Origin of the sequence: Palleronia rufa, from assembly GCF_000743715.1 — a bacterium.
GTDB classification, from domain to species: domain Bacteria; phylum Pseudomonadota; class Alphaproteobacteria; order Rhodobacterales; family Rhodobacteraceae; genus Palleronia; species Palleronia rufa.
The window spans coordinates 20,284-39,616 of sequence record NZ_JQEY01000017.1 but is presented as its reverse complement, the minus strand read 5'-3'; the positions used below and the strand labels follow the sequence as shown (position 1 = coordinate 39,616).

The 19,333-nt window shown below is 70.8% G+C and carries 19 protein-coding genes; 8 read left to right on the top strand and 11 right to left on the bottom strand.

Annotated features, from left to right (window positions below):
• Positions 1–3: 3 nt before the first annotated feature.
• From KW83_RS16360 to KW83_RS16340, 5 genes are read right to left on the bottom strand one after another with little or no spacing between them, the layout of a single operon-like run.
• Complete coding sequence (locus KW83_RS16360; RefSeq protein ID WP_036181111.1) at positions 4–879, bottom strand: DMT family transporter; 876 nt, start codon at positions 877–879, stop codon at positions 4–6.
• Positions 880–1,317, bottom strand: a complete 438-nt coding sequence (locus KW83_RS16355; RefSeq protein WP_036181109.1) for a hypothetical protein — start codon at positions 1,315–1,317, stop codon at positions 880–882.
• An 11-nt stretch (positions 1,318–1,328) separates the two neighbouring features.
• Entirely contained in the window at positions 1,329–2,321 is a 993-nt protein-coding gene (locus KW83_RS16350) for an ABC transporter substrate-binding protein (protein WP_235191452.1), read from the bottom strand.
• Positions 2,318–3,499 carry a Gfo/Idh/MocA family oxidoreductase gene (locus tag KW83_RS16345; protein WP_081904661.1) on the bottom strand — a complete coding sequence of 394 codons (1,182 nt, stop codon included), beginning with the start codon at positions 3,497–3,499 and terminating at the stop codon, positions 2,318–2,320. The genes KW83_RS16350 and KW83_RS16345 overlap by 4 nt, the downstream gene beginning before the upstream one ends.
• The gene (locus tag KW83_RS16340; protein WP_036181107.1) at positions 3,489–4,427 is read right to left on the bottom strand and encodes a PDR/VanB family oxidoreductase; all 939 of its coding nucleotides are present in this window, start codon (positions 4,425–4,427) and stop codon (positions 3,489–3,491) included. The genes KW83_RS16345 and KW83_RS16340 overlap by 11 nt, the downstream gene beginning before the upstream one ends.
• Before the next feature lie 170 nt (positions 4,428–4,597).
• Between KW83_RS16340 and KW83_RS16335 the strand changes: the two genes are divergently transcribed.
• The 7 genes from KW83_RS16335 (at position 4,598) to KW83_RS16305 (ending at position 10,379) form a co-directional block, all read left to right on the top strand.
• Positions 4,598–5,881, top strand: coding sequence for a Rieske 2Fe-2S domain-containing protein (locus tag KW83_RS16335; protein WP_036181105.1), 1,284 nt, complete (start codon positions 4,598–4,600; stop codon positions 5,879–5,881).
• A gap of 79 nt (positions 5,882–5,960) precedes the next feature.
• On the top strand, positions 5,961–6,335 hold the full coding sequence (gene pcaC, locus KW83_RS16330) for a 4-carboxymuconolactone decarboxylase (RefSeq protein WP_036181103.1): 375 nt from the start codon (positions 5,961–5,963) through the stop codon (positions 6,333–6,335).
• A gap of 8 nt (positions 6,336–6,343) precedes the next feature.
• Positions 6,344–7,078, top strand: a complete 735-nt coding sequence (gene pcaH / locus KW83_RS16325; RefSeq protein WP_200879702.1) for a protocatechuate 3,4-dioxygenase subunit beta — start codon at positions 6,344–6,346, stop codon at positions 7,076–7,078.
• A complete protein-coding gene (pcaG, locus tag KW83_RS16320) occupies positions 7,075–7,668 on the top strand; it encodes a protocatechuate 3,4-dioxygenase subunit alpha (RefSeq protein ID WP_036181099.1) in 594 nt (197 codons plus the stop codon). Before pcaH ends, pcaG begins: the two co-directional genes overlap by 4 nt.
• Positions 7,661–8,521 carry a BKACE family enzyme gene (locus KW83_RS16315; protein ID WP_036181097.1) on the top strand — a complete coding sequence of 287 codons (861 nt, stop codon included), beginning with the start codon at positions 7,661–7,663 and terminating at the stop codon, positions 8,519–8,521. Before pcaG ends, KW83_RS16315 begins: the two co-directional genes overlap by 8 nt.
• 8 nt (positions 8,522–8,529) lie before the next feature.
• Entirely contained in the window at positions 8,530–9,309 is a 780-nt protein-coding gene (gene pcaD, locus KW83_RS16310) for a 3-oxoadipate enol-lactonase (RefSeq protein ID WP_036181095.1), read from the top strand.
• Entirely contained in the window at positions 9,306–10,379 is a 1,074-nt protein-coding gene (locus KW83_RS16305) for a 3-carboxy-cis,cis-muconate cycloisomerase (RefSeq protein WP_036181093.1), read from the top strand. The genes pcaD and KW83_RS16305 overlap by 4 nt, the downstream gene beginning before the upstream one ends.
• Here KW83_RS16305 and KW83_RS16300 read toward each other — a convergent pair.
• Positions 10,367–10,861, bottom strand: a complete 495-nt coding sequence (locus KW83_RS16300) for a YbhB/YbcL family Raf kinase inhibitor-like protein (protein ID WP_036181092.1) — start codon at positions 10,859–10,861, stop codon at positions 10,367–10,369. The two genes, KW83_RS16305 and KW83_RS16300, sit on opposite strands and share 13 nt — an antisense overlap.
• A gap of 88 nt (positions 10,862–10,949) precedes the next feature.
• Positions 10,950–12,404, bottom strand: a complete 1,455-nt coding sequence (locus KW83_RS16295; RefSeq protein WP_036181090.1) for an amidase — start codon at positions 12,402–12,404, stop codon at positions 10,950–10,952.
• A gap of 85 nt (positions 12,405–12,489) precedes the next feature.
• Here KW83_RS16295 and KW83_RS16290 point away from each other — a divergent pair, with 85 nt between their 5' ends.
• Positions 12,490–13,881 carry a M20/M25/M40 family metallo-hydrolase gene (locus tag KW83_RS16290; RefSeq protein ID WP_036181088.1) on the top strand — a complete coding sequence of 464 codons (1,392 nt, stop codon included), beginning with the start codon at positions 12,490–12,492 and terminating at the stop codon, positions 13,879–13,881.
• Between the two features lie 39 nt (positions 13,882–13,920).
• Here KW83_RS16290 and KW83_RS16285 read toward each other — a convergent pair whose 3' ends face one another.
• From KW83_RS16285 to KW83_RS16270, 4 genes are all read right to left on the bottom strand, one after another.
• Entirely contained in the window at positions 13,921–15,039 is a 1,119-nt protein-coding gene (locus KW83_RS16285) for an MFS transporter (RefSeq protein WP_268745550.1), read from the bottom strand.
• Positions 15,040–15,173: 134 nt separating this feature from the next.
• Positions 15,174–16,172, bottom strand: a complete 999-nt coding sequence (locus tag KW83_RS16280; RefSeq protein ID WP_036181086.1) for an LLM class flavin-dependent oxidoreductase — start codon at positions 16,170–16,172, stop codon at positions 15,174–15,176.
• 86 nt (positions 16,173–16,258) lie between these two features.
• Positions 16,259–16,699 (bottom strand): pyridoxamine 5'-phosphate oxidase family protein, encoded by a 441-nt coding sequence (locus tag KW83_RS16275; protein WP_200879700.1) that lies wholly within the window; start codon positions 16,697–16,699, stop codon positions 16,259–16,261.
• A gap of 383 nt (positions 16,700–17,082) precedes the next feature.
• Positions 17,083–19,329, bottom strand: a complete 2,247-nt coding sequence (locus KW83_RS16270; protein WP_051928589.1) for a type IV secretory system conjugative DNA transfer family protein — start codon at positions 19,327–19,329, stop codon at positions 17,083–17,085.
• Between the last annotated feature and the right edge of the window lie 4 nt (positions 19,330–19,333).

Genomic DNA, 19,333 nt, shown 5'->3' with positions numbered 1-19,333 from the left:
CCGCTATCCGACCGCGATGGCCGCCGCGCCAGCGAGTGCCAGCAGGGAGGACAGCACGAAGGCCGGGCCGGGCCAGGGCTCCGTCCGCAATAGGAAGGCGGCCAGGTAGGCCGAGAAGAACATCTCGCAGGCGCCGATCACGGCGACGGCGGTCACGGTGGTGAAGCTCAGCGCGAAGAACAGCGCGATCTGGCCGAGCGAGATCGCGACCGCCGCCGCGACTTGCCAGCCCGACGGCAGGCCGCGCGCCATGCCGCCCCGGAGCGCGAGCGGGAGGTAGGCCAGCGCTCCCGTCGCCGCCCCGACCAGCGTGCCGAGCAACGGATCGGGCAGCGCGGCGAGCCCCGCCTTGCGCGCGACGAAGGCGCCGCCGAAGCCCGCCGCCGATACCGTGGCCAGAACGCGCCCCCGGCCCCGCGCGGGGCCGCCCTTCTCGGGCAGGCCGCGGCGCAGGACCGTGATCGCCACGGCGGCGAAGACGAGCGCGACCCCGACGGCGGTGGCCGGGGTGATCCGCTCGCCCAGCAGCAGAATCGCGAGGATCGCGGCGAAAACCGGGATAAGGCGGCGCAGGATGCCGGTCTCGATGGCACCCGCGAGCGCGACGGAGCGGAACATCAGGGCACGGCCGATGAGGTTGGCCAACACGCCGGCCAGGACGAAGAAGGCCACGCCCCGCCAGGCCATTCCGTCCCACCCGGGCACCTCCGGCCCGAGGAGCAGCCATAGCCCGCCTGCTAGCGCCCCGGTCACGACGACCGACAGAAGCGCCGCGCCCCCGTCGTCGGGCCGCGTCTCGGAACCCTTGGCGATGGCGACGGCGCTCGCCGCGTAGAGGAAGGCCGAGGCGAGGGCGAGCGCCTCGCCGAGGAAGGGCACTTAGACGCTCTCGTCCAACTTTTCCTTGAAGCGGGCGGCGGACATGACCTCGCGCAGCGGCAGCGCGTCCCGCTCGGTGGACGGGTCGACCTCGTAGGTCAGGCCCTGCCCGTCCCAGAACCACCAGTAGACGATCTCGCCCTGCTTGTCGCGGATCGGCATCTTGAAGGTCGGGAAGTCCTCCTCCGCCGGATCGACGCGACCCGCCACCTCGTGATCGAGCCCGAGCTTCTCCAGCACGCCGCGCAGGGGGATCATGGCGGTGACGGCGGCCTCACCACCCGCGACCTCCGACAGGTCCCCGGGCCGCGCGTCCCGCGCCCCGGCGATCAGGCACACCACGACCGGATAGCTCGGATGGCGGTGGGTGACGACGGCGTAGCGCAGGCCCGCCTCGGTGCGGATCTCGACGACCTCTCCGGGTTCGAATTCGGACATCGGGGGCTCCTTCAAAGACTGTAGGCTTCGACGGTGGACGGGTGGAACAGCTCGTCCACCGTCACGCGGCGCGGCGAGAGGCGCTGCGCGGCGTGGTAGCCGAGGAAGGTGTCGAGCACGCGGGCATTCGCGTCGGTCACGCCGTAGGTCCAGGGGTCGGGGCCCATCATCGCCTGGGCACGGTTCAGATTGTCCTCGACGAAGGGCATCGTGACCTTGGTGGCGGACGTATCCTGCAAGGCTTCCTGCGCCAGCCTCTTGGCCTCGGTGAAGGCCTTGAGCAGCGCGCCGGGCAGCCACGGGTGTTCGTCGGCCAAGGTCCGGCGGACGCCGAGGACATGCATGATCGGGAAGATGCCGGTGCGGCGGTAGTAGTCCTCCGCAGCAGCGACGCTGTCGCGGAAGAGGCGGTCGACATGGGGGTGGCCCTCGGCGAAGCAGCGTGGCCATCTCGGGCCGATGAAGCCGTCGATCTCGCCGTCCATGAGCATCTGGTTCAACGTCGCGCCCTCCGGTGCCGCCTCGACGGTCACGTCGGTGGGCAGGTCGACCTTGATCTTTTCGGGCCGCCCCGGCGTGTCCATGCCGCCGCGCACCCAGGTCACGTCGGAGGGCTTCACGCCGTGGTCGTCCTCGAGGATGCCGCGCAGCCAGACGTTGGCCGACAATTGATACTCCGCGATGCCGATCCGCCGCCCCTTCAAGTCCTCCGGCCGGTCGATGCCCCGGTCGGTGCGGACATAGGCCGAGGTGTGGCGGAAGGCGCGGGAGAGGAAGACCGGCACGGCGACGTAGTGCGGATCGCCGCGGGCGACTGAGATCGCGTAGGAGCTGAGCGACAGCTCCGAGATGTCGTAGGCCTGGTGCCGGAAGGCGCGGAAGAACATCTCCTCCGGCGTCTGGAGCATCGGGATCGGATCGACTCCGTCGATCTGCACCCGCCCGTCGACGATGGCCGCCGTCCGGTCGTAACGGCCCATGGCCAGGGACAGGTTCAGGCTCATCGGGTCCTCCCTTCGGTATCGGATTGCTTGTGGAGCGCCACCGGCTGCCCCGTCTCGGCCGAGGCCAGGATCGCGTGGCAGAGCTCCAGGCTGGCCCGCCCCCAGGCGCCGGACTGGACGGGCGCGCGGTCCTCGCGCACCGCGTCGACCAGCGCGTCGACCACCTCGGCGCGGGGAACGCCCAGCGGCGCCTCCTCGAACCACCGCTCCGTGTCGGCGGAGACCTCGACGCCCGACGGCATCAGCCGCAGGTCGGCCCGGTCGCAGAGCGCAATGACGGGTCCGAAATGCTCGTGATGCGTGGCGGGCGCCGGGTCGGCCCCCTGCCCGAAGGTGCGGGTCGTCTTGAGCCGCGCCTCCGCTTCGGGGTCGAGACCCGCCAGCGCCTTGCGGGCCTTGCCGTAGGCGGTCGGGTCCTTCGGCGCGCCCAGCTCGCCCACGCCGTCCATCCAGACGTCGCTGTCGAAATGCGCGTAGCCCGAATAGGTCAGCGTCGCGAAGGCCCCGCCTTCGAAGGCGACCAGCGCGGAATAGGCACCCTCGGTCGGACGCTCCGGGTCCCAGGCGCCGGTCATCGCGAAGACGCTCCTGGCCAGCCCTCCGCATAGCAGGCGCACCACGTCGATCTGGTGGACCCCTTGGCTGAACAGCACGCCGCCCCCCTCCTCGGTCCGAAGTTCCTCGGGGCGGCGGGGACGGTAGAGGAAGTCCGTGTAGTTCAGCGCCTGGACCATCCGCACCGCGCCGTGATCGCCGCCTTCGACCAGGCGGCGGGCGAGGGCCACGGGCGCGTCGAAGCTGTGGGACGGCCCGACGATCAGATGGCGTCCGGTCCGTTCGGCGGTGTCGACCATCCGGTCCGCGTCCGCCATCGACACGGCGAGCGGCTTGTCGACGAGGACGTGCTTGCCGCCCTCGAGCGCGGCGCAGACGTGGTCGGCATGCATCTGGTGCGGCGTGGCGACGTAGATCGCCTCGACCTCCGGATCGGTGGCCAGCGCCTCGACGGTCTCGTGCCCCCGCCCACCGAACTCGGCGGCGAAGGCCTCCCGGCTCTCGGCGCGCGGCGCGGCGGCCGCGATGAGACGCACGCGCGGATCCTGGCGGAACGTGGGCAGCATCAGCATGAAGGCGCGGCCGAGACCGGCCACGCCCAGGCGAACCGGCTCAGAGGTCAAGGACCAGCTTCTCCGACTTCGCCCGAGACACGCAGATCATGATCCGGTCCGACTTCTCCTCGTCCATCAGCACCATGTCGCGGTGGTCGGCCTCGCCCTCCAGCAGGACGGTCTTGCAGGTCCCACAGGTCCCGCTCTCGCAGGAGGAGACTGTGGCGTGGCCCGCGTCGCGCAACGCCTCGAGGATCGAGCGGTCGTCGGGCACGGTGACCGTCTCGCCCGACTTGCGAAGCTCCACCTCGAAGGCCGTGTCGTCGTCGCGCACGACCTCGACCGGCTTGAAGTCCTCGAAATGGATGCGTCCCTCGGGCCAGTGCCCGGACACGGCCTCGATCTCCTCCATCAGGGGCTTCGGACCACAGCAGAAGACGTGTGTGGTCGTCGGCTCCGCGAAATGGTCCCAGAAGTCGTAGAGCTTGTCAGGGTCGCCGTCGTCGTGATGGATCAACAGGCGGTCGCCGAAAGCCTCGACCATCTCATCTAGATAAGCCGTGTCCTCCTTGGAGCGGGTGCAGTATATGATGTTGAAGCGCTTGCCCTGCTTCTCCAGCTCCTGGGCCATGGCGTAGATCGGCGTCACGCCGATGCCGCCCGCGATCAGCAGATACTCGTTGGCCTCCGACAGCGGGAAGGTGTTCTCCGGCGGCTCGATCTGCAGCGCGGTGCCGACCTGCGCGTCGTCGTGCATCGAGGCCGAGCCGCCGCGCGACTCCGCCTCGCGCTTCACCGCGATGCGGTAGCTGTCGGTGTCCTGGCCGTCGCTGACGAGGGAATAGCGCCGCATCGCGCCCGAGGGCGTGCGCACGGTGATGTGCGATCCGACCTCGAAAGGCGGCAGCTCGGCCCCGTCGGCCGGGGCGAGCGTGAACTCCGCGATCTGATCCGTCAGGTCGCGCCGATCCGCGACCGTCACCTCGATGGCGTCCATTTTTCCTCCCTCGCGTGGCCGAAACTTCTTCGATACCTAATGTTATCGCGCCGACCGACCACCCGGCAGTCACGTCGAATGGCGATGCGTCCGGCAAACTCTGTTGAAGAAGTTAGACGGCTAAGATATACAGATGCAAGCCCGTGCGGCCCGCCATCAGGAGGAAAGCGATGCTGACGCCCGAAGAGAACGACCTGCTGACCCTCGTCGAGAACGACGCGCCCATGGCGCGGCTGATGCGTCAGCACTGGACCCCCGTCTGTCTGATGGAAGAGGTGGCCGAGCCCGACGGCAAGCCGCTGCGCGTCGAGGTGCTGGGCGAGACCTACGTCGCCTTCCGCGATAGCAAGGGCCGCCTGGGGATGCTCGACGAGCTCTGCCCCCACCGGAAGGCTTCGCTGGTCTACGGTCGCAACGAGGAATGCGGCCTGCGCTGCCTCTATCACGGATGGAAGATGGACGTGGACGGCAACGTCGTCGCCATGTCGTCGGAGCCCGAGGGCTCGCCGCTGATGGACAAGGTCAAGGCGCGCGCCTACCCGGTCCGCGAATGGGGCGGCTTCGTCTGGGCCTGGCTCGGCGAGGCGGACGAGGCGCCGGAGTTCCAGCCCCCCGCCTTCGCGCCGGAGGAGGACACGCCCGTCGCGATCCTCAAGATCCGCATCCCCGCCAACTGGGCGCAGATCCACGAGGGCCAGATCGACAGCGCGCATTCGTCGTCGCTGCACTCGTCGACGATGAAGCCTGCGCGGGTGGAGGGCGCGGCGGCCGACGAGAGGTCCTGGTACCGCCCCTCGACCGACAAGTCGCCGAAGATGCAGACCGAGACCACCGCCTACGGCTTCCACTACGCGGCGATCCGCAAGCCGATCAAGCGGGCCGGGACCCACAACTACCTGCGCATCACCGAGTTCGTGGCGCCCTACTACTCGCTGATCCCGCCCAACAACAACTACAAGGTCGCCTCGGTCATCGTGCCCATCAACGACACCGAGACGGCGTTCCACTTCATCGCCTTCGGCGGCCCGAACGTGCCCTCCACCGAGGAGTGGCGCGCGTTCAACCATGCGGTGCCGGGCGTGGACGTGGACCACAAGTGGCGCACCGTGAATACGCTCGAGAACGACTTCAACCAGGACCGGGAAAAGATGAAGGAGGGGCACTTCACCGGCGTCGAGGGCATCCCCAACGAGGACATCATCATGTGGGTGTCGATGGGCGCCCGCGTCCAGCGGCATACCGACGTGCTGGGCGCCTCGGACCTGGCCATCGTGGAATTCCGCCGCCTGATGGCCGACGCCGCCGCCAAGGTGGCTGAGGGCGGACGGGCCATCGGCACGGACAGCCCGATCCCGCAGGCGCGCATCGCCTCCCACGAGGGGGTCTACCCGAAGGAGACCGACTGGCGCACGCTCGTCGCCGCCGAGGGACCGGAGGCACACGCCGCCGAGTGATCGCGACGACGATCCGAGATTGCCGGACCGCGGTCCAGCGGGCCGGCTTCCCAGGCGCTATGAAGACTGGAACAGAGAGATGACCGACCGACGCGAGGCCGGGATGTCGGTGCGTCGCGCCGTCCTGGGCGAGGCGCATGTGGACCGCGCCGAGGCGGCGAAGACCGCGCTCGACGCCCCCTTCCAGGACCTCATCACCGAGGGCGCCTGGGGCACCGTCTGGGCCTCGGACGCGATCCCGTTGCGCGAGCGGTCGATGCTGACGCTGGCGCTGCTGGCGGCGACCGGCAACTTCGAGGAGATCCCGATGCATGTCCGCGCCTGCGCACGCACCGGCGCATCGAAGCGCGACGTGATGGAGGCGTTCCAGCACGTCGCCATCTACGCGGGCGTGCCGCGCGCGAACCATGCCATCAAGCTCGCCAAGCAAGTCTGGGCCGAGGAGGACGCGTGATGCGCGAGATGACGAAGACCCCCGGGGCGAAGGGCGGCCTGATCCAGCGCGCGCGCGGCGTCCACCCGCCCGCCCACGACCCGGCCTACCGCACCACCGTCACACGCAGCCCGCGGCTCGCGCCGCTGTCCTTCCCTTCGGGCCCCGCCGAGGAGACGGGGCCGGTCTTCGGCCACGACCTCCTGGGCGAACGCGACGCCGACCTCATCACCAACTTCACCGGCGAGGAGGCGATCGGCCCGCGCATCGTGGTGACGGGCACCGTGCGCGACGAGACCGGGCGCCCCGTGCCCGGCGCGCTCTTGGAGGTGTGGCAGGCCAATGCCGGAGGCCGCTACCGCCACGCGCGCGACGGCTACCTCGCCCCCCTGGACCCGAACTTCGGCGGCTGCGGGCGCTGCATGACCGGCGAGGACGGCACGTATGCCTTCCGCACCATCCAGCCCGGCCCCTATCCCTGGCCCAACGGCATGAACGACTGGCGCCCCGCCCACATCCACTTCAGCCTGTTCGGGCATAGCTTCGGTCAGCGCCTCATCACCCAGATGTATTTCGAGGGCGACCCGCACATCCCGCTCTGCCCGATCGTGGGCACCATCCCCGACCCGGACGCGGTAGACCGGCTGACCGCTCGGCTCGACTGGCAGGCGACGATCCCGATGGACACGCGCGCCTACCGCTTCGACATCGTGCTGCGCGGGCGACGCCAGACGCCGTTCGAGAACCGCCCGGAGGCGCTATGACCCCCCCGAACACCCATCCCTACCTGCTGGAATCCGCCTCCCAGACGGCCGGTCCCTACGTCCATATCGGCTGCCTGCCCAACGATGTCGGCCTGCCCATGTATGGCGGCGCGAATCTCGGCGCCCGCATGCTGGGCGACGGCTTCGAGGGCGACCGGGTCACGGTGCGCGGCCGCGTGATCGACGGGACGGGCATGGTCCTGCGCGACGCGATGGTCGAGGCATGGCAGGCCGACGCGGAGGGCCGCTTCCCGCCCGACGCCGCCCCGGGCTTCCACGGCTTCGCCCGGTCGGGCTGCGACGCGGACGGGGTCTGGACCTTCGAGACCACCCGCCCCGGCGCGGTCCCCTTCGCCGACGGCCGCCCGCAGCACCCGCACGTGACGCTCATGGTCTTCGCGCGCGGCATCAACCTCGGGCTGCACACGCGGATGTACTGGCCGGGCGCCGACCTCGACGGCGACCCGATGCTCGCCCGCATCGAGCAGCGGGAGCGCCGCGAGACCCTGGTCGCGCGCGAGGAGGACGGCGGGCTCCGCTTCGACATCCGCCTGCAGGGTCCGGGCGAGACGGTGTTCCTGGATGTCTGATCCGGCGATCCTCTGCGTCGCGATCACCGGATCGGTGCCGCAGAAGTCCGACAACCCCGCCGTGCCGATCACCGTGGCCGAGCAGGTCGCCAGCACGCGGGAGGCCTTCGACGCGGGCGCGACCATCGCCCATTGCCACGTGCGGGGCGACGACGGCACCCCGTCGAGCGACCCCGGCCGCTTCGCCGAGCTCAAGGCGGGGATCGAGGCGGCCTGCCCCGGCATGATCGTGCAGCTTTCGACCGGCGGCCGGTCGGGGGCGGGCCGGATGCGCGGCGGGATGATCCCGCTCGGCCCCGACATGTGCTCGCTCAGCGTCGGCTCGAACAACTTCCCCACCCGCGTCTACGAGAACCCGCCCGACCTCGTGGACTGGCTCGCGGGCGAGATGGCCGCCCACGGCGTCGTCCCCGAGATCGAGTGCTTCGACCTGAGCCATCTCTACCAGGCGCACGCGATGTGGCGGGACGGCCGGCTGCCGACCGGGACCGGCGGCAACGACGCGGGCCGTCCGCCCTACGTCCAGTTCGTGATGGGCGTGCGGAACGCCCTGCCCGTCGACCGCCACGCCTTCGAGGCGATGCTCGCCACCAAGCGCCATCTCTTCGGCGATGACGCCCCGTGGTGCGCCGCCGGGATCGGCGCCGGCCAGGCCGTGCTCAACGACTGGGCGGCGGAGGCCGGGGGCCACCTGCGCACGGGGCTGGAGGACAACGTGCGGATGGACCGCGCCACCCTCGCCCCGTCCAACGCCGCGCTGGTCGAACGCGCCGCCGAGGCCGCAGTCCGCCACGGCCGCCGCCCCGCCACCCCGGCGGAGGCGCGCACCATCCTGGGGCTCCGGGCGGCGTGACCCCCGGCATGTCGTTCCAGCGCAACGGCGACGCGCTGCTCCACGTCCATTGGCGGCCCGGCGCAGGACCGGGCGTCGCCTTCGCCAACTCGCTGGGGACCGACCTGCGGCTCTGGGACGCGACCTGCGCGGCGCTGCCGCCGGACATGCCGCTCCTCCGTTGTGACATCCGCGGCCACGGGTTGTCGGACGGGCCGCCCGCCACGATCGAGGACCACGCCGCCGACCTCGCGGCGTTGATGGACCGCGCGGGGCTGGCGCGCGCGGTGGTCTGCGGCGTCTCGATGGGCGGCATGGTCGCGCAGGCCCTGGCCGCCGCGCGCCCCGACCTCGCGGGCGCCGTCGTCCTGGCCTGCACTGGAACGCGGATCGGCACCCCCGAGGCCTGGCAGGCCCGGATCGACGCCGTGCGCCGGGACGGGCTGCCCGCCATCGCGGAAGCCGTGCTGGGGCGCTGGTTCGCGCCCGCCTGGCGCGCCGCGAATCCGGAGGCCGACCGCGGCTGGCGCCTGATGCTGGAACGCACGCCGCCCGAGGGCTACGCCCGCGCTTGCGCCGCCATCGCGGCGGCCGATCTCGGCGCGGCGGCCGGAGGGCTGGACCTGCCCGCGATCTGCCTCGCCGGATCGCGGGACGGCGCGACCCCGCCCTCCGTGGTCGAGGCGCTGGCCGCCGCGATCCCCGGCGCGGTGCTGGAGGTGCTGGACGACGTCGGCCACCTGCCGCCCATCGAGGCGCCCGCCGCGATGGCCCGCGCCGTGCTCGCCGCGCGGGATCGGATCGGGTGACGGACGCGCTGGACCACCCGTGGCTCGGCGGCCTCTTCGGCGACGCGGAGGCCGCGGCGATCTGGTCGCCCGAGCGACAGCTCGGCCACATGCTCGCCTTCGAGGTCGCGCTCCTGCGCGCGCAGGCCACCGAGGGGGACGCGCCCGAGGATCGCGCCGACCCGCTCGCCGACCTGATCGAAGCGGCCGACATCGCGCCCGCGGACCTGCGTGATGGCACCGCGCGCGACGGCGTGCCGGTCCCGGCCCTCGTCGCGCGGCTTCGCGCGATGGCGGGCGCGGACGCCCCGCTCGTCCATGCGGGCGCGACCTCGCAGGACGTGATGGACACGGGGCTCGCGCTCTCGCTGCGCGAGACCGGCGCGGCGCTGGACGCCCGGCTGGCGGCGCTGACCGACGCGCTCGACGCGCTCGCGGCCCGCGACGGCGCGCGCGAGATCATGGGCCGCACCCGGATGCAGGCCGCCCTGCCGATCCGCGCCGCGCAGCGGATCGCGGCTTGGCGCCGACCGATCCCGCGCCACCGCGACCGCATCGCAGCCGCCACGGAGGACGCGGCCCGGCTGCAACTCGGCGGGCCCGTGGGAGACCGCGCGACGCTCGGCCCGAGCGCAGACGCCGTGTCCGCGCGCATGGCCGAGGCCCTCGGCCTGGCGGACGGCCCCGCCTGGCACGCCGAGCGCGACGGGCCGGTCGCCGTTGCGGCGGCCTATGCGAACCTCTGCGTTTCCTTGGGCAAGATCGGCACCGACGTCGGCCTGATGGTGCAGCAGGGCGTTGACGACGCGCGGCTGGCGGGCGGCGGTGGCTCCTCGGCCATGGCGCACAAGGCCAACCCCGTGCGCGCCGAGATCCTCGCCGCCCTCGCCCGCCACGCCGCGACCCTCGCGGGCGGCATGCTCCATGCGGGCCTCCACGAGCAGGAACGCTCCGGCGCGGCCTGGGCGCTGGAATGGCTCACCCTGCCGCCGCTGGCCCGCGTCGCGATGCGAGCGACGGCGCTGGCCACCGAGGTCGTCGGCGACCTGACCATCGGCGCCGCGGGCACCGCCTCGCCTCAGCGGGCGTAGAACGCCTCGAAGGTCGCCGATCCGAGGCTGTTCTGGTGGGTCATGAAGCCGACCATCGCTGCCGAGGCCTGATCGTCGAGTCCGAGCGACTCCACCCCGAGCGCGTGGACCGTGAACACGTAGCGGTGCGGCGCGTCCCCCGGCGGCGGCACGGGGCCGCCATAGCCCGGCGCGCCCCAGTCCGTGCGTCCCTGCACCGCGCCGTCGGGGATGCCGCCCTGGTTCCCGGCATCCTCGGGGATGCGCGTCACGTGCGCAGGAATGTCGAAAACCACCCAATGCCAGAACCCGCTCCCCGTGGGCGCGTCGGGGTCGTAGACGGTGACGACGAAGCTCTTGGTGCCCTTGGGCGCGTCCTTCCACTCCAAGGCGGGCGAGACGTTGTCGCCCGTGCAGCCCCAGTCGTCGTAGACATGGCGCTCGGGAATGGTGCCGCCCGCGGGGATGCCGGGGACGTCCAGGGTGAAGTTCGCGTCCGACATACTTAGACCTCTCAGTTTCTACACCGTGAGACGTGTCGCCAGATCCGGTTCCGTCAACTCGCGGTCTTCCAGATCGGCGGTCGAAACGTCAGGTCACCGGGTCCATCTCGTCCCCGCCGGGCATCGTTGCCAACCGGTCGAGGTCGGGGCGGGGCCGCGCCGTGTCCGGGTCCTGCGCCAGCAGCGCCTCCAGCGCGGCGGCGACGCGCAGGAGCGCGAGATCGCCATTGCGCCGCCCGACGAGCTGGATGCCGAAGGGCGTGCCGCGGTCGTCCAGCCCGCAGGGGATCGACACGGAGGGATGGTTCACCAGCGTGACCGCATAGGTCAGCCCGACCCAGTCGAAGTAGTTCGCCATCTCAGCCTCCGCGATCCGGCGGGGATAGATCTCGTGCTTCGGCCAGGGATAGGCGCCGACCGTCGGCGTGATCAGCACGTCGTGGTCGTCGAAGAAGGCCGCGACCCGGCGATATATGCGCGCCTGCTCGACATGGGCGACGGCCATCTCCTCGACCGAGAAGCGCTTGGCATGCTCCAGGTTCTGCTCGACCAGCGGGCCCCAGCGGTCTGGCTCGTCGCGGGCGCGCTCGGCATACATGCCGATGTAGTTGAATGCGCGGATCGTCTCGTAGACCTCGCGCGTCGCGCCGAAGTCGGGATGGGTCCACGCGAGGGACGCGAAGGCGTCGCCGAACACCGCCACCCGGTCTCGAAAGACCGCGCGCAGCCCGCTGTCGACGGCGGCGAAGCCCAGGTCCTCGGAGACGGCGAGGCGCAGGCCGGACAGGTCCGCCGCGCCCGGCGCCTCGACCAGAGGGGCCGCTAGCGGGTCGGACGCGTGCGCCGTGGCCATCGCGCGTAACATCAGCGTCACGTCCGCCACGCTGCGCGCCATGGGCCCCTGCACGGCGAAGTGAGACATGCCGAAGGGCCGCATCTCGGACGCGACGACCCCCGCCGTCGGGCGGTAGCCGACCACGCCGCAATAGGCCGCCGGGATGCGCAGGCTGCCGGCGTTGTCGGACCCGTGCGCCAACGGCACCATACCAGTCGCGAGCGCGATGGCCGACCCGCCGGAAGAACCGCCGCAAGTCAGTTCGGGCGCGAAGGGGTTGCCGCTGACGCCGTAGACCGGATTGAACGTGTTGCCGCCCGCGCCCCATTCCGGCGTGTTCGTCTTGGCCAACACGATGGCGCCCTTGGCGCGAAGGTTCGCGACCAGCCCCTCGTCCGCCGCCGGCACGTGATCCTCGAACATCCGAGAGCCGTAGGTCGTGCGCAGCCCCTTCGTGTCGGCCAGGTCCTTGATCCCCACCGGCAAGCCATGAAGGGGCCCGAGCGCTTCGCCCGCCATGACCGCCGCCTCGGCCGCGCGGGCCGCCGACAGCGCCGCCTCCGAGTCGATGGCCACGACGCCGTTCAGGGGCCGGTCCACCGCCTCGATCCGGGCGAGGCAGCCCTTCACCAGCTCGACGGGGGAGAGCGCCTTGGCGCCGATCATGCGCCGGGCCTCGGTCGCGTCGACGTCGCAGGGGTCGGTCATGGGTCGTCCTTAGGATGGGGCGATGACACGTCTTAGATGACTAAGCTACGCTCCACCTGCTGTCACCAGCCCGAGGGAGGACGGCATGACCAACATCGACCGCGCATCAGTCGTCGCCCGTGCGCGGGATGGGATCGACGCGTTCCTCGATACGCTCGCCCGCCTTGTGGCGATCCGGTCCGAGAGCAACCCGCCCGACCTGCCCGCGCTCGAGACCTACTGCCGGGAAGGGGTTGGGCCGCTGCTGTCGGCGATGGGCTTCGAGGTGGAGATCCACCCGAACCCCGAGCCGCAGGCCGGTCCCTTCCTGGTCGCCCGCCGCCACGAGGGGACGGGTCCCACGGTGCTGGTCTACGGCCACGGCGACGTCGTGCGCGCCATGCCCGAGCGCTGGCGCGACGGGCTCGACCCCTGGACGCTCACGCGCGAGGGCGACCGCATCTACGGGCGCGGCACCGTCGACAACAAGGGCCAGCACCTGATCGCCATCGAGGCCCTGCGCGCCGTGATCGGGGCGCGGGGGCGGCTCGGCTTCGACGCGACCGTGCTGATCGAGATGGGGGAGGAGGCGGGCTCGCCGGGGCTGGAAGCCTTCGTCGGGGCCAACCGCGACCTGCTCGCCGCCGACGTCATGGTCGCGCTCGACGGGCCGCGCCAGAGCATGGAGGTGGCCGACATCACGCTGGGCACGCGGGGCGGGCTGGCGATGGACCTCGTGGTCGACCTGCGCCCGGGCAGCCACCATTCGGGCCATTGGGGCGGACTGCTGAAGGACCCCGCCGTGGTCTTGGCCCATGCCCTCGCTTCCATCGTCTCGCGCGACGGGCGCATCCTGGTCGAAGGATGGCGCCCCGAGGTGCCGGACGCGGTGCGTGCCGCCGCCCGCGCCGTCTCGGTCGCGCCCGCCCCCGGCACGCCCGAGCCGGACGCCGATTGGGGCGAGCCGGGCCTGTCCCGGACGGAGCGCATCTCGGCCTGGAACAGCGCCATCGTCCTGGCCATGATCGCCGGCCAGCCGGAGAACCCCGTCCCCGCCGTGGCCGGGACGGCCCGCGCCCGGCTGCAGCTGCGCCATGTCGTCGATACGCCGCCTCGGGACGTCGTCCCCGCCCTTCGGCGCCATCTCGACGCGGCGGGCTTTCCGGAGGTCGCCGTGGAGCCCGTCGAGGGCCGCGACGCCTTTCCCCCGTCCCGCACCGACCCGGAAGACCCTTGGGTAGCTCGCGTCGCCGCCTCCATCGCGCGGACCACGGGCCGGGCCCCGAACGTGATTCCCACCATCGGTGCCTCGGGCCCGTCCGAGATCTTCCGCGCCGCGCTCGGCGTCCCGGTCCTGTGGCTGCCGCAGAGCTACGGAGGCTGCGGCCAGCACGGGCCCAACGAGCACGGTCTGATCCCGCTCTTCGAGGAGGGGCTCGCCATGATGGCCGGGCTGTTCTGGGACATCGGCTCGCAGGACGGCGGCGGGCCGGGATAGGGACGACCTTCGCCGTGACGCGCCCGGCCCGGCGGCGCCCTACCGCCGTGCCCAGAGCGCCAGCAGCCCGGCGACGGCCGTCGCGAAGACCCCCATCGCGAGGTAGACGAAGTCGAGCCCGCCCCACGCGACGAGGGCGCCGCCGACGAAGGCCGAGGAGAACTGCGCCAGGAACAGGCACATGGTCATGCCGCCCGAGGCGCGCCCCCGCATCGCGTCGGGCACGCGCGAGAGCAGCCAGGCGTTGTTGGTCGGCATCAAGAGCCCTAGCCCCGCCCCGATCCCCGCCAGCGCGACGGCGAGCGGGAGGATCGACAGGTGCGTGGAGATCGCGAGGTAGCCGATCGCCACGATCCCGAAGGAGATTGCGCCGATGGCCTGGGGCGCGAGCCGCCGGCGCAGCCGCGCCACCTGCGTCGAGGCGAGCGACGAGGCGACCATCGCGGCGGCGACCACCGCGCCGGTCCAGGCCGAGGCGCGCGCGACGCCCACGAGGTCCGCGACGTCGAAGGGGATGAGCGTCGGGATCACGTAGAAGGTCAGCATCCCCGCGGCGGCCACCGCGTAGATCGGCAGCGCATGGCGCCAGGGGAACGGCGCGTCCGTCGCGTCGCCTTCGCCCCGTCGTCGCGGGGCCTTCGCGGGGACGGCCTTCAGCACGATGGGGAGCAGGGCGAGCGGCGCGAGGTAGACGGCGAAGGGCTCGCGCCAGTCGAGCTGACCCAAGAGCCCGCCCGCCCCGATGAAGAGGATGCCCCCCACCCCCATCGACGCGGCCTGCCAGCCGAGCACGCGCTGCCGCGCCTCGCCCTCCCAGACGTCGGCGATGAGCGCCATCGACGCCGTCATCACCGCGCCGACCGCGAGCCCGAGGAAGAGGCGCCCCACCAGGATCGCGTCGAGCGAATCGAGGTAGAGCCCCGACGATCCCGCGAGGACGTAGAGGACGATGCCCGCGAGCAGCACCCGGCGCTTCACCGTCCGGTCGACCAGCACGCCCGAGAGCGGCGCGGCCACCGCGATGGCGAGGCCCGGGGCCGTGAGGATGAAGGGCACGAGCCATTCGGCGCGGGGATCGTCCGCGAAATGCGCCACGAGGCCCGGGAGCGATGGAGATATGGTCGCGCCCGCCATCACCGTCAGCGTGGCGGAGGCCAGGAGCGCGAAGAGCGTCAGCCGGGTCGGGCCGGCTTCGGACGGAGCGGGGGCGCGGGCGATGTCGGTCAGGGCGGCGATCCTTCGCGGGACCGGGAGGGGCCCGGAGGACGACCTAGTCGTCCGGCAGCCCCGGTCTAGGCCGCGTCCCGCGCGTCCGGGCCGGCCAGCGCCTCTGCCGCGATCTCGAAGGAGCGCAGCCGTGCGGCGTGGTCGTGAATCTGCCCTGTGATGATGAGCTCGTCCGGCCGATGGCGGGCGACCAGAGCGGCCAGGGCGCACTGCACCGTCTCGGGCGACCCCACGGCGGAGACGCGCAGCGCGTGGTCCACCATGCGCCGCATCTCGGGCCCGATCGCCGCGTCGATATCCTCGACCGGGCGCGGCAGCTTGCCGGGACGCCCCGTCCGCAGCCGCGCGAAGGCCTGCTGCATGGAGGTGCGCAGGAAGGCCCCCTCCGCATCGGTCGCCGCGGCGAAGACGTTGACGGCGAGCATGAAGTGCGGCCGGTCAAGCTGTGCGGAGGGCTGGAAGCGGTCCCGGTAGATCGCGGCGGCCTGCTCCAGCGCGTCGGGCGCGAAATGCGAGGCGAAGGCGTAGGGCAGGCCCAGATGCGCCGCGAGCTGCGCGCCGTAGAGCGACGAGCCCAGGATCCAGACGGGCACCTTCGTCCCCTGCCCCGGATGCGCGGCCACGGGCGCGCCCGGCTCGGCCTCGCCGAGGTAACTCATCAACTCGACCACGTCCTCGGGGAAGCGGTCCTCGCCCAGCCCGCGCCGCAGCGCGCGCGCCACTGCCAAGTCCCCGCCCGGTGCGCGGCCCAGCCCGAGGTCGATGCGCCCCGGGTGGATCGTGGCCAGAGTTCCGAACTGCTCGGCGATGGCGAGCGGCGCGTGGTTCGGCAGCATGATCCCACCCGCGCCCACACGGATCGTGCGCGTCGCTCCGGCCACGTGCCCGATCAGCACGGAGGTCGCGGCCGAGGCGATGCCGGGCATGTTGTGATGCTCCGCCAGCCAGTAGCGGTGGTAGCCCCAGCCCTCCGCATGCCGCGCGAGGTCGACGCTGTTGCGGATGGCCTGCGCGGCGTCGGCCCCCTGGGGCACGGGGGCGAGGTCGAGCACGGAATGGCGCATGCGGAGGATCCTCGTTTACATGATGGAGATGGGAATGCGGGAGCGGTCTCGCAATCGCGTCGCGTCCGCGCGGGCGGGTGCGCGACCTAGAGGACGATCTCGCCTTCGTCCTCGCCGTCCCAGTAGTGGATGCGCTCGGCGTGGACCTTGATGAACACAAGGCCCGGCGTGTCGATCCCCTGCCCGAAGTAGCGCTCCATGTCGGGCGCCCAGTGCCGCTCGAAGGCGGCCTTGTCGCGGATCAGCTCGGCCTTGCCCTCCATCGCCAGAAAGAGCGGCGGCTTGCCCATGACCTCGGCCACGCCCGCGACGGGCGAGCCCTTGTAGGTCACGGCCACGTTCGGGTCGCGCTTGATGTCATCCACCGTGCGCGTGTCCTCGTCCGAGAAGAAGTACGAGTCCCCCGCGTAGGCGACCTCGCGGTTGTTGCTCATCGGCCGGCTAGCGACGCCGCCGCCCTCCGTCTTGGTCGAGAGCATGCCGAAGTCGATGTTGCGCATCGCCTCGGCCACGTCTTCAAGCGTCATGTCTGCCATAGTTCCTTTCTCGTGCTGGCTGGTGAAGGTGCGCCTACTGGTACGAACGGGCGACAGGGTGATGCGGTTGCCTCGCCTCAGACCGGCCGCGGCCGCATCGCTGTCCCTTTCAGCTGCGCCCATGCGGGACGACCGGATGAAACGCTTCGGTCGTTGCAATAGCGTCCTCGTAGGCGTTCGGAACACTCCCTTTTGCAGGTCTAGGAACATATGGAACAGTGTGCTGCCGCCGCAGCGCGGTCCGCCAGAGCCGCTGTTCATGCACTGCGCAGCATTCGGCAAAGTGGGCTCTAAGCCAGCTTTCGCCGCGCGCTGACCGAACGACTGCTCTCGGGTTGCCGCAAGTCTTCAAACCCTTTTGCATCTGGCCCAGGTCAGGAAGAGCCCGCGATCCTTCTGGGACGAGAACGTGTTCCGGCGGGTCGCGAAGGATCTCTTTCAATCGTCGTATCTGCCGCGCCGCTTTCTCTGACGGCTTCTCGCTTATCGCGCCTCTGCCCTTCTGTCTCGAACGGCGCCGCCACTGTCGCGGCGCTCGGTGCATCGGCCCGCTTTGAAGGCGGCCGGCGGCCTTTGTGAGTTGCCGGGGTCGGACGTGCTAACGGTTGTGCGCGCTCGCTCTGAACAGGAGACGACGACGGACGAGTCTCACTCTCTCGCGCGTCCTCGAACTCGGCAGCGACTTCTTTTGCGTTAGGGGCATCGACTCGCTTGGTTGGTGCGGTACGCCCAGCTGAGGCGGAGGATGTGAGCCGCTGCTTCTGCTCCGCCCGACCGGCGAGGCTGGCGTAGCCGCTTTGCTGTTCGGCGAGACCGGACACCATCTGCTCCTGCGTGAGCGGTTTCGTCTCGGCAGGCGCTGCGGTGACAATCTTCTTGGCCCGCTTGGCGGGTTCGGTGAGCGGCGGATAGGGCAGTTCGTGGCCGACCCGGGCCGCATAGATGCGCTCGAAGTGATGATCCTCGAAATACCGGATGTGGTGGGCCAGGATCGGGTATTGTCCCTCGGGCAGCACCAGGACGCGATCGAGCGGGAAGCGCAGGATTTCGGCTGGCGAGATCAACGGGCGTTCCTCCGACCGACGGCTGACATTACCGCTCTCGTCGAACTTCCGAATGACCGATTGCGATCGGGTGGTGCTGACGGTCGTCCGCTTGCCGAGCGCATCGGACAGAACCTGAGCGGTCCGGTCGTCCTGTGGCGTCATGTAGATCTGCACCCCGGCCCCCGCGAGAAGCGCTCGGCGGTCGGTCTCCCCGTAGATGCTCTCGAGACCGGGGATCGACTGCGTGATGATGAAGAACCGGCCGCCATATTGCCGGATCGTCTTGATGCTGTTGAGGACCATCGGCTGGCGGCCGAGCTGGTCGAACTCGTCCATCAGGAACATGACTGGATGCGGTTCGTCCGGCCCTGGCAGCTTGCGTTGCAGGCTGGCGATCGCATCGGCGAAGAGGAGGCGGATGAGCGGCGCTAGCGTCTTCAGGTGCTCGGGCTGCACGACGATGTAAAGCGACTGCGGCTCGGATCGGAACGTCGAGAAGTCGAAATCGCTCTCGCTCGTGGCCCGATCGACGGCGGGGTCAAGCCAGAGCTCCAGCCCTGCCCCGCGGATCACGCTGACATAGCTGTCGAGGATCTTGTCGGTCTCGTCCGCCATCGTCAGGAAAATTTCCGCAACGGTCGGGTTGGACGTGGACTCGGCGATGGCGACGTAGCTGTCCTTCTTCAACCCGCCCCCGGTCATCAGCCGCAACGCCTCGCCGATCGTGGGTCGGCCCTTTTCGATCGCGTAGAGGCAGGCGCCGACAAAGAGGCTGCGGCCGGCCTGGAAGAAGCTCTGCGCGTTCACACTCTCGACGATGAGGAACAGGTCGGCCATCGCGTTGATCGCGGTGTATTGCTGCTCCCAGCTCGGCAGCGCGGCGATGCGGGCGAGCGGATTGAACCGGTGCGTGCGTGTATAGACCGGGGTCGTGTCGTCGGTCCCTTCGGGCATCACGTAGTCGAAGGGCGAGAAATACCAGATCCTGTTGCCCAGCCCGCGCTCCCGATGGATCGCGGTGTTCTCGAAATTCTCGCCTTTCTGGTCGAGGACGATCGCGCTGCCACCGAACTTCAGGAGGTTCGGCGAGACGAACCCCACGCCCTTACCGCGGCCGGTCGGACCGATCATGATCGCGTGCGGGAACCGGTTCGGCTCTGCCGACACGAACGGCCCCGGCCGCTGCGGCTTCGTCATCTTCGCGTAAACGAACCCGGGACGCTCCACCGGCGCGGTCATCTTGTTCCGCTTGAGTTCGGTCCGGGTCTGAAAGTGGGAATCGTCGTAGGACGAGAGGCGCCCGCGCTGGACCGAGTTAATGCCGACGCCTGCCAGCACGACGGCCGGAAAGGCCGTGATGAGCCAAATCGTGTATCGAACATCCGGATTGGCAGCGATCCGCGCCGGCGAATATCGCAGGAACCAGGGCTCCAGCACATTCCACGTGTTCACGCCGTCCCCGAAGACGAAAATCGCGTAGAGCGTGGCGAGGACCGCTCCGATATAAGTGCCGGCGGCCAGTCCGACCGTGGCGGCGATCGGGAACCGCCAGGCGCTGTCCATGGATTGCAGCATGTCG

What these genes read in the sequence shown, in the direction of transcription:
- KW83_RS16355 (WP_036181109.1), bottom strand. Translation starts at nt 1,317, where the DNA reads ATGTCCGAATTCGAACCCGGAGAGGTCGTCGAGATCCGCACCGAGGCG.
- KW83_RS16350 (WP_235191452.1), bottom strand. Translation starts at nt 2,321, where the DNA reads ATGAGCCTGAACCTGTCCCTGGCCATGGGCCGTTACGACCGGACGGCG.
- KW83_RS16340 (WP_036181107.1), bottom strand. Translation starts at nt 4,427, where the DNA reads ATGGACGCCATCGAGGTGACGGTCGCGGATCGGCGCGACCTGACGGAT.
- KW83_RS16335 (WP_036181105.1), top strand. Translation starts at nt 4,598, where the DNA reads ATGCTGACGCCCGAAGAGAACGACCTGCTGACCCTCGTCGAGAACGAC.
- pcaC (WP_036181103.1), top strand. Translation starts at nt 5,961, where the DNA reads ATGACCGACCGACGCGAGGCCGGGATGTCGGTGCGTCGCGCCGTCCTG.
- pcaH (WP_200879702.1), top strand. Translation starts at nt 6,344, where the DNA reads ATGACGAAGACCCCCGGGGCGAAGGGCGGCCTGATCCAGCGCGCGCGC.
- pcaG (WP_036181099.1), top strand. Translation starts at nt 7,075, where the DNA reads ATGACCCCCCCGAACACCCATCCCTACCTGCTGGAATCCGCCTCCCAG.
- KW83_RS16315 (WP_036181097.1), top strand. Translation starts at nt 7,661, where the DNA reads ATGTCTGATCCGGCGATCCTCTGCGTCGCGATCACCGGATCGGTGCCG.
- pcaD (WP_036181095.1), top strand. Translation starts at nt 8,530, where the DNA reads ATGTCGTTCCAGCGCAACGGCGACGCGCTGCTCCACGTCCATTGGCGG.
- KW83_RS16300 (WP_036181092.1), bottom strand. Translation starts at nt 10,861, where the DNA reads ATGTCGGACGCGAACTTCACCCTGGACGTCCCCGGCATCCCCGCGGGC.
- KW83_RS16295 (WP_036181090.1), bottom strand. Translation starts at nt 12,404, where the DNA reads ATGACCGACCCCTGCGACGTCGACGCGACCGAGGCCCGGCGCATGATC.
- KW83_RS16290 (WP_036181088.1), top strand. Translation starts at nt 12,490, where the DNA reads ATGACCAACATCGACCGCGCATCAGTCGTCGCCCGTGCGCGGGATGGG.
- KW83_RS16280 (WP_036181086.1), bottom strand. Translation starts at nt 16,172, where the DNA reads ATGCGCCATTCCGTGCTCGACCTCGCCCCCGTGCCCCAGGGGGCCGAC.
- KW83_RS16275 (WP_200879700.1), bottom strand. Translation starts at nt 16,699, where the DNA reads ATGACGCTTGAAGACGTGGCCGAGGCGATGCGCAACATCGACTTCGGC.
- KW83_RS16270 (WP_051928589.1), bottom strand. Translation starts at nt 19,329, where the DNA reads ATGCTGCAATCCATGGACAGCGCCTGGCGGTTCCCGATCGCCGCCACG.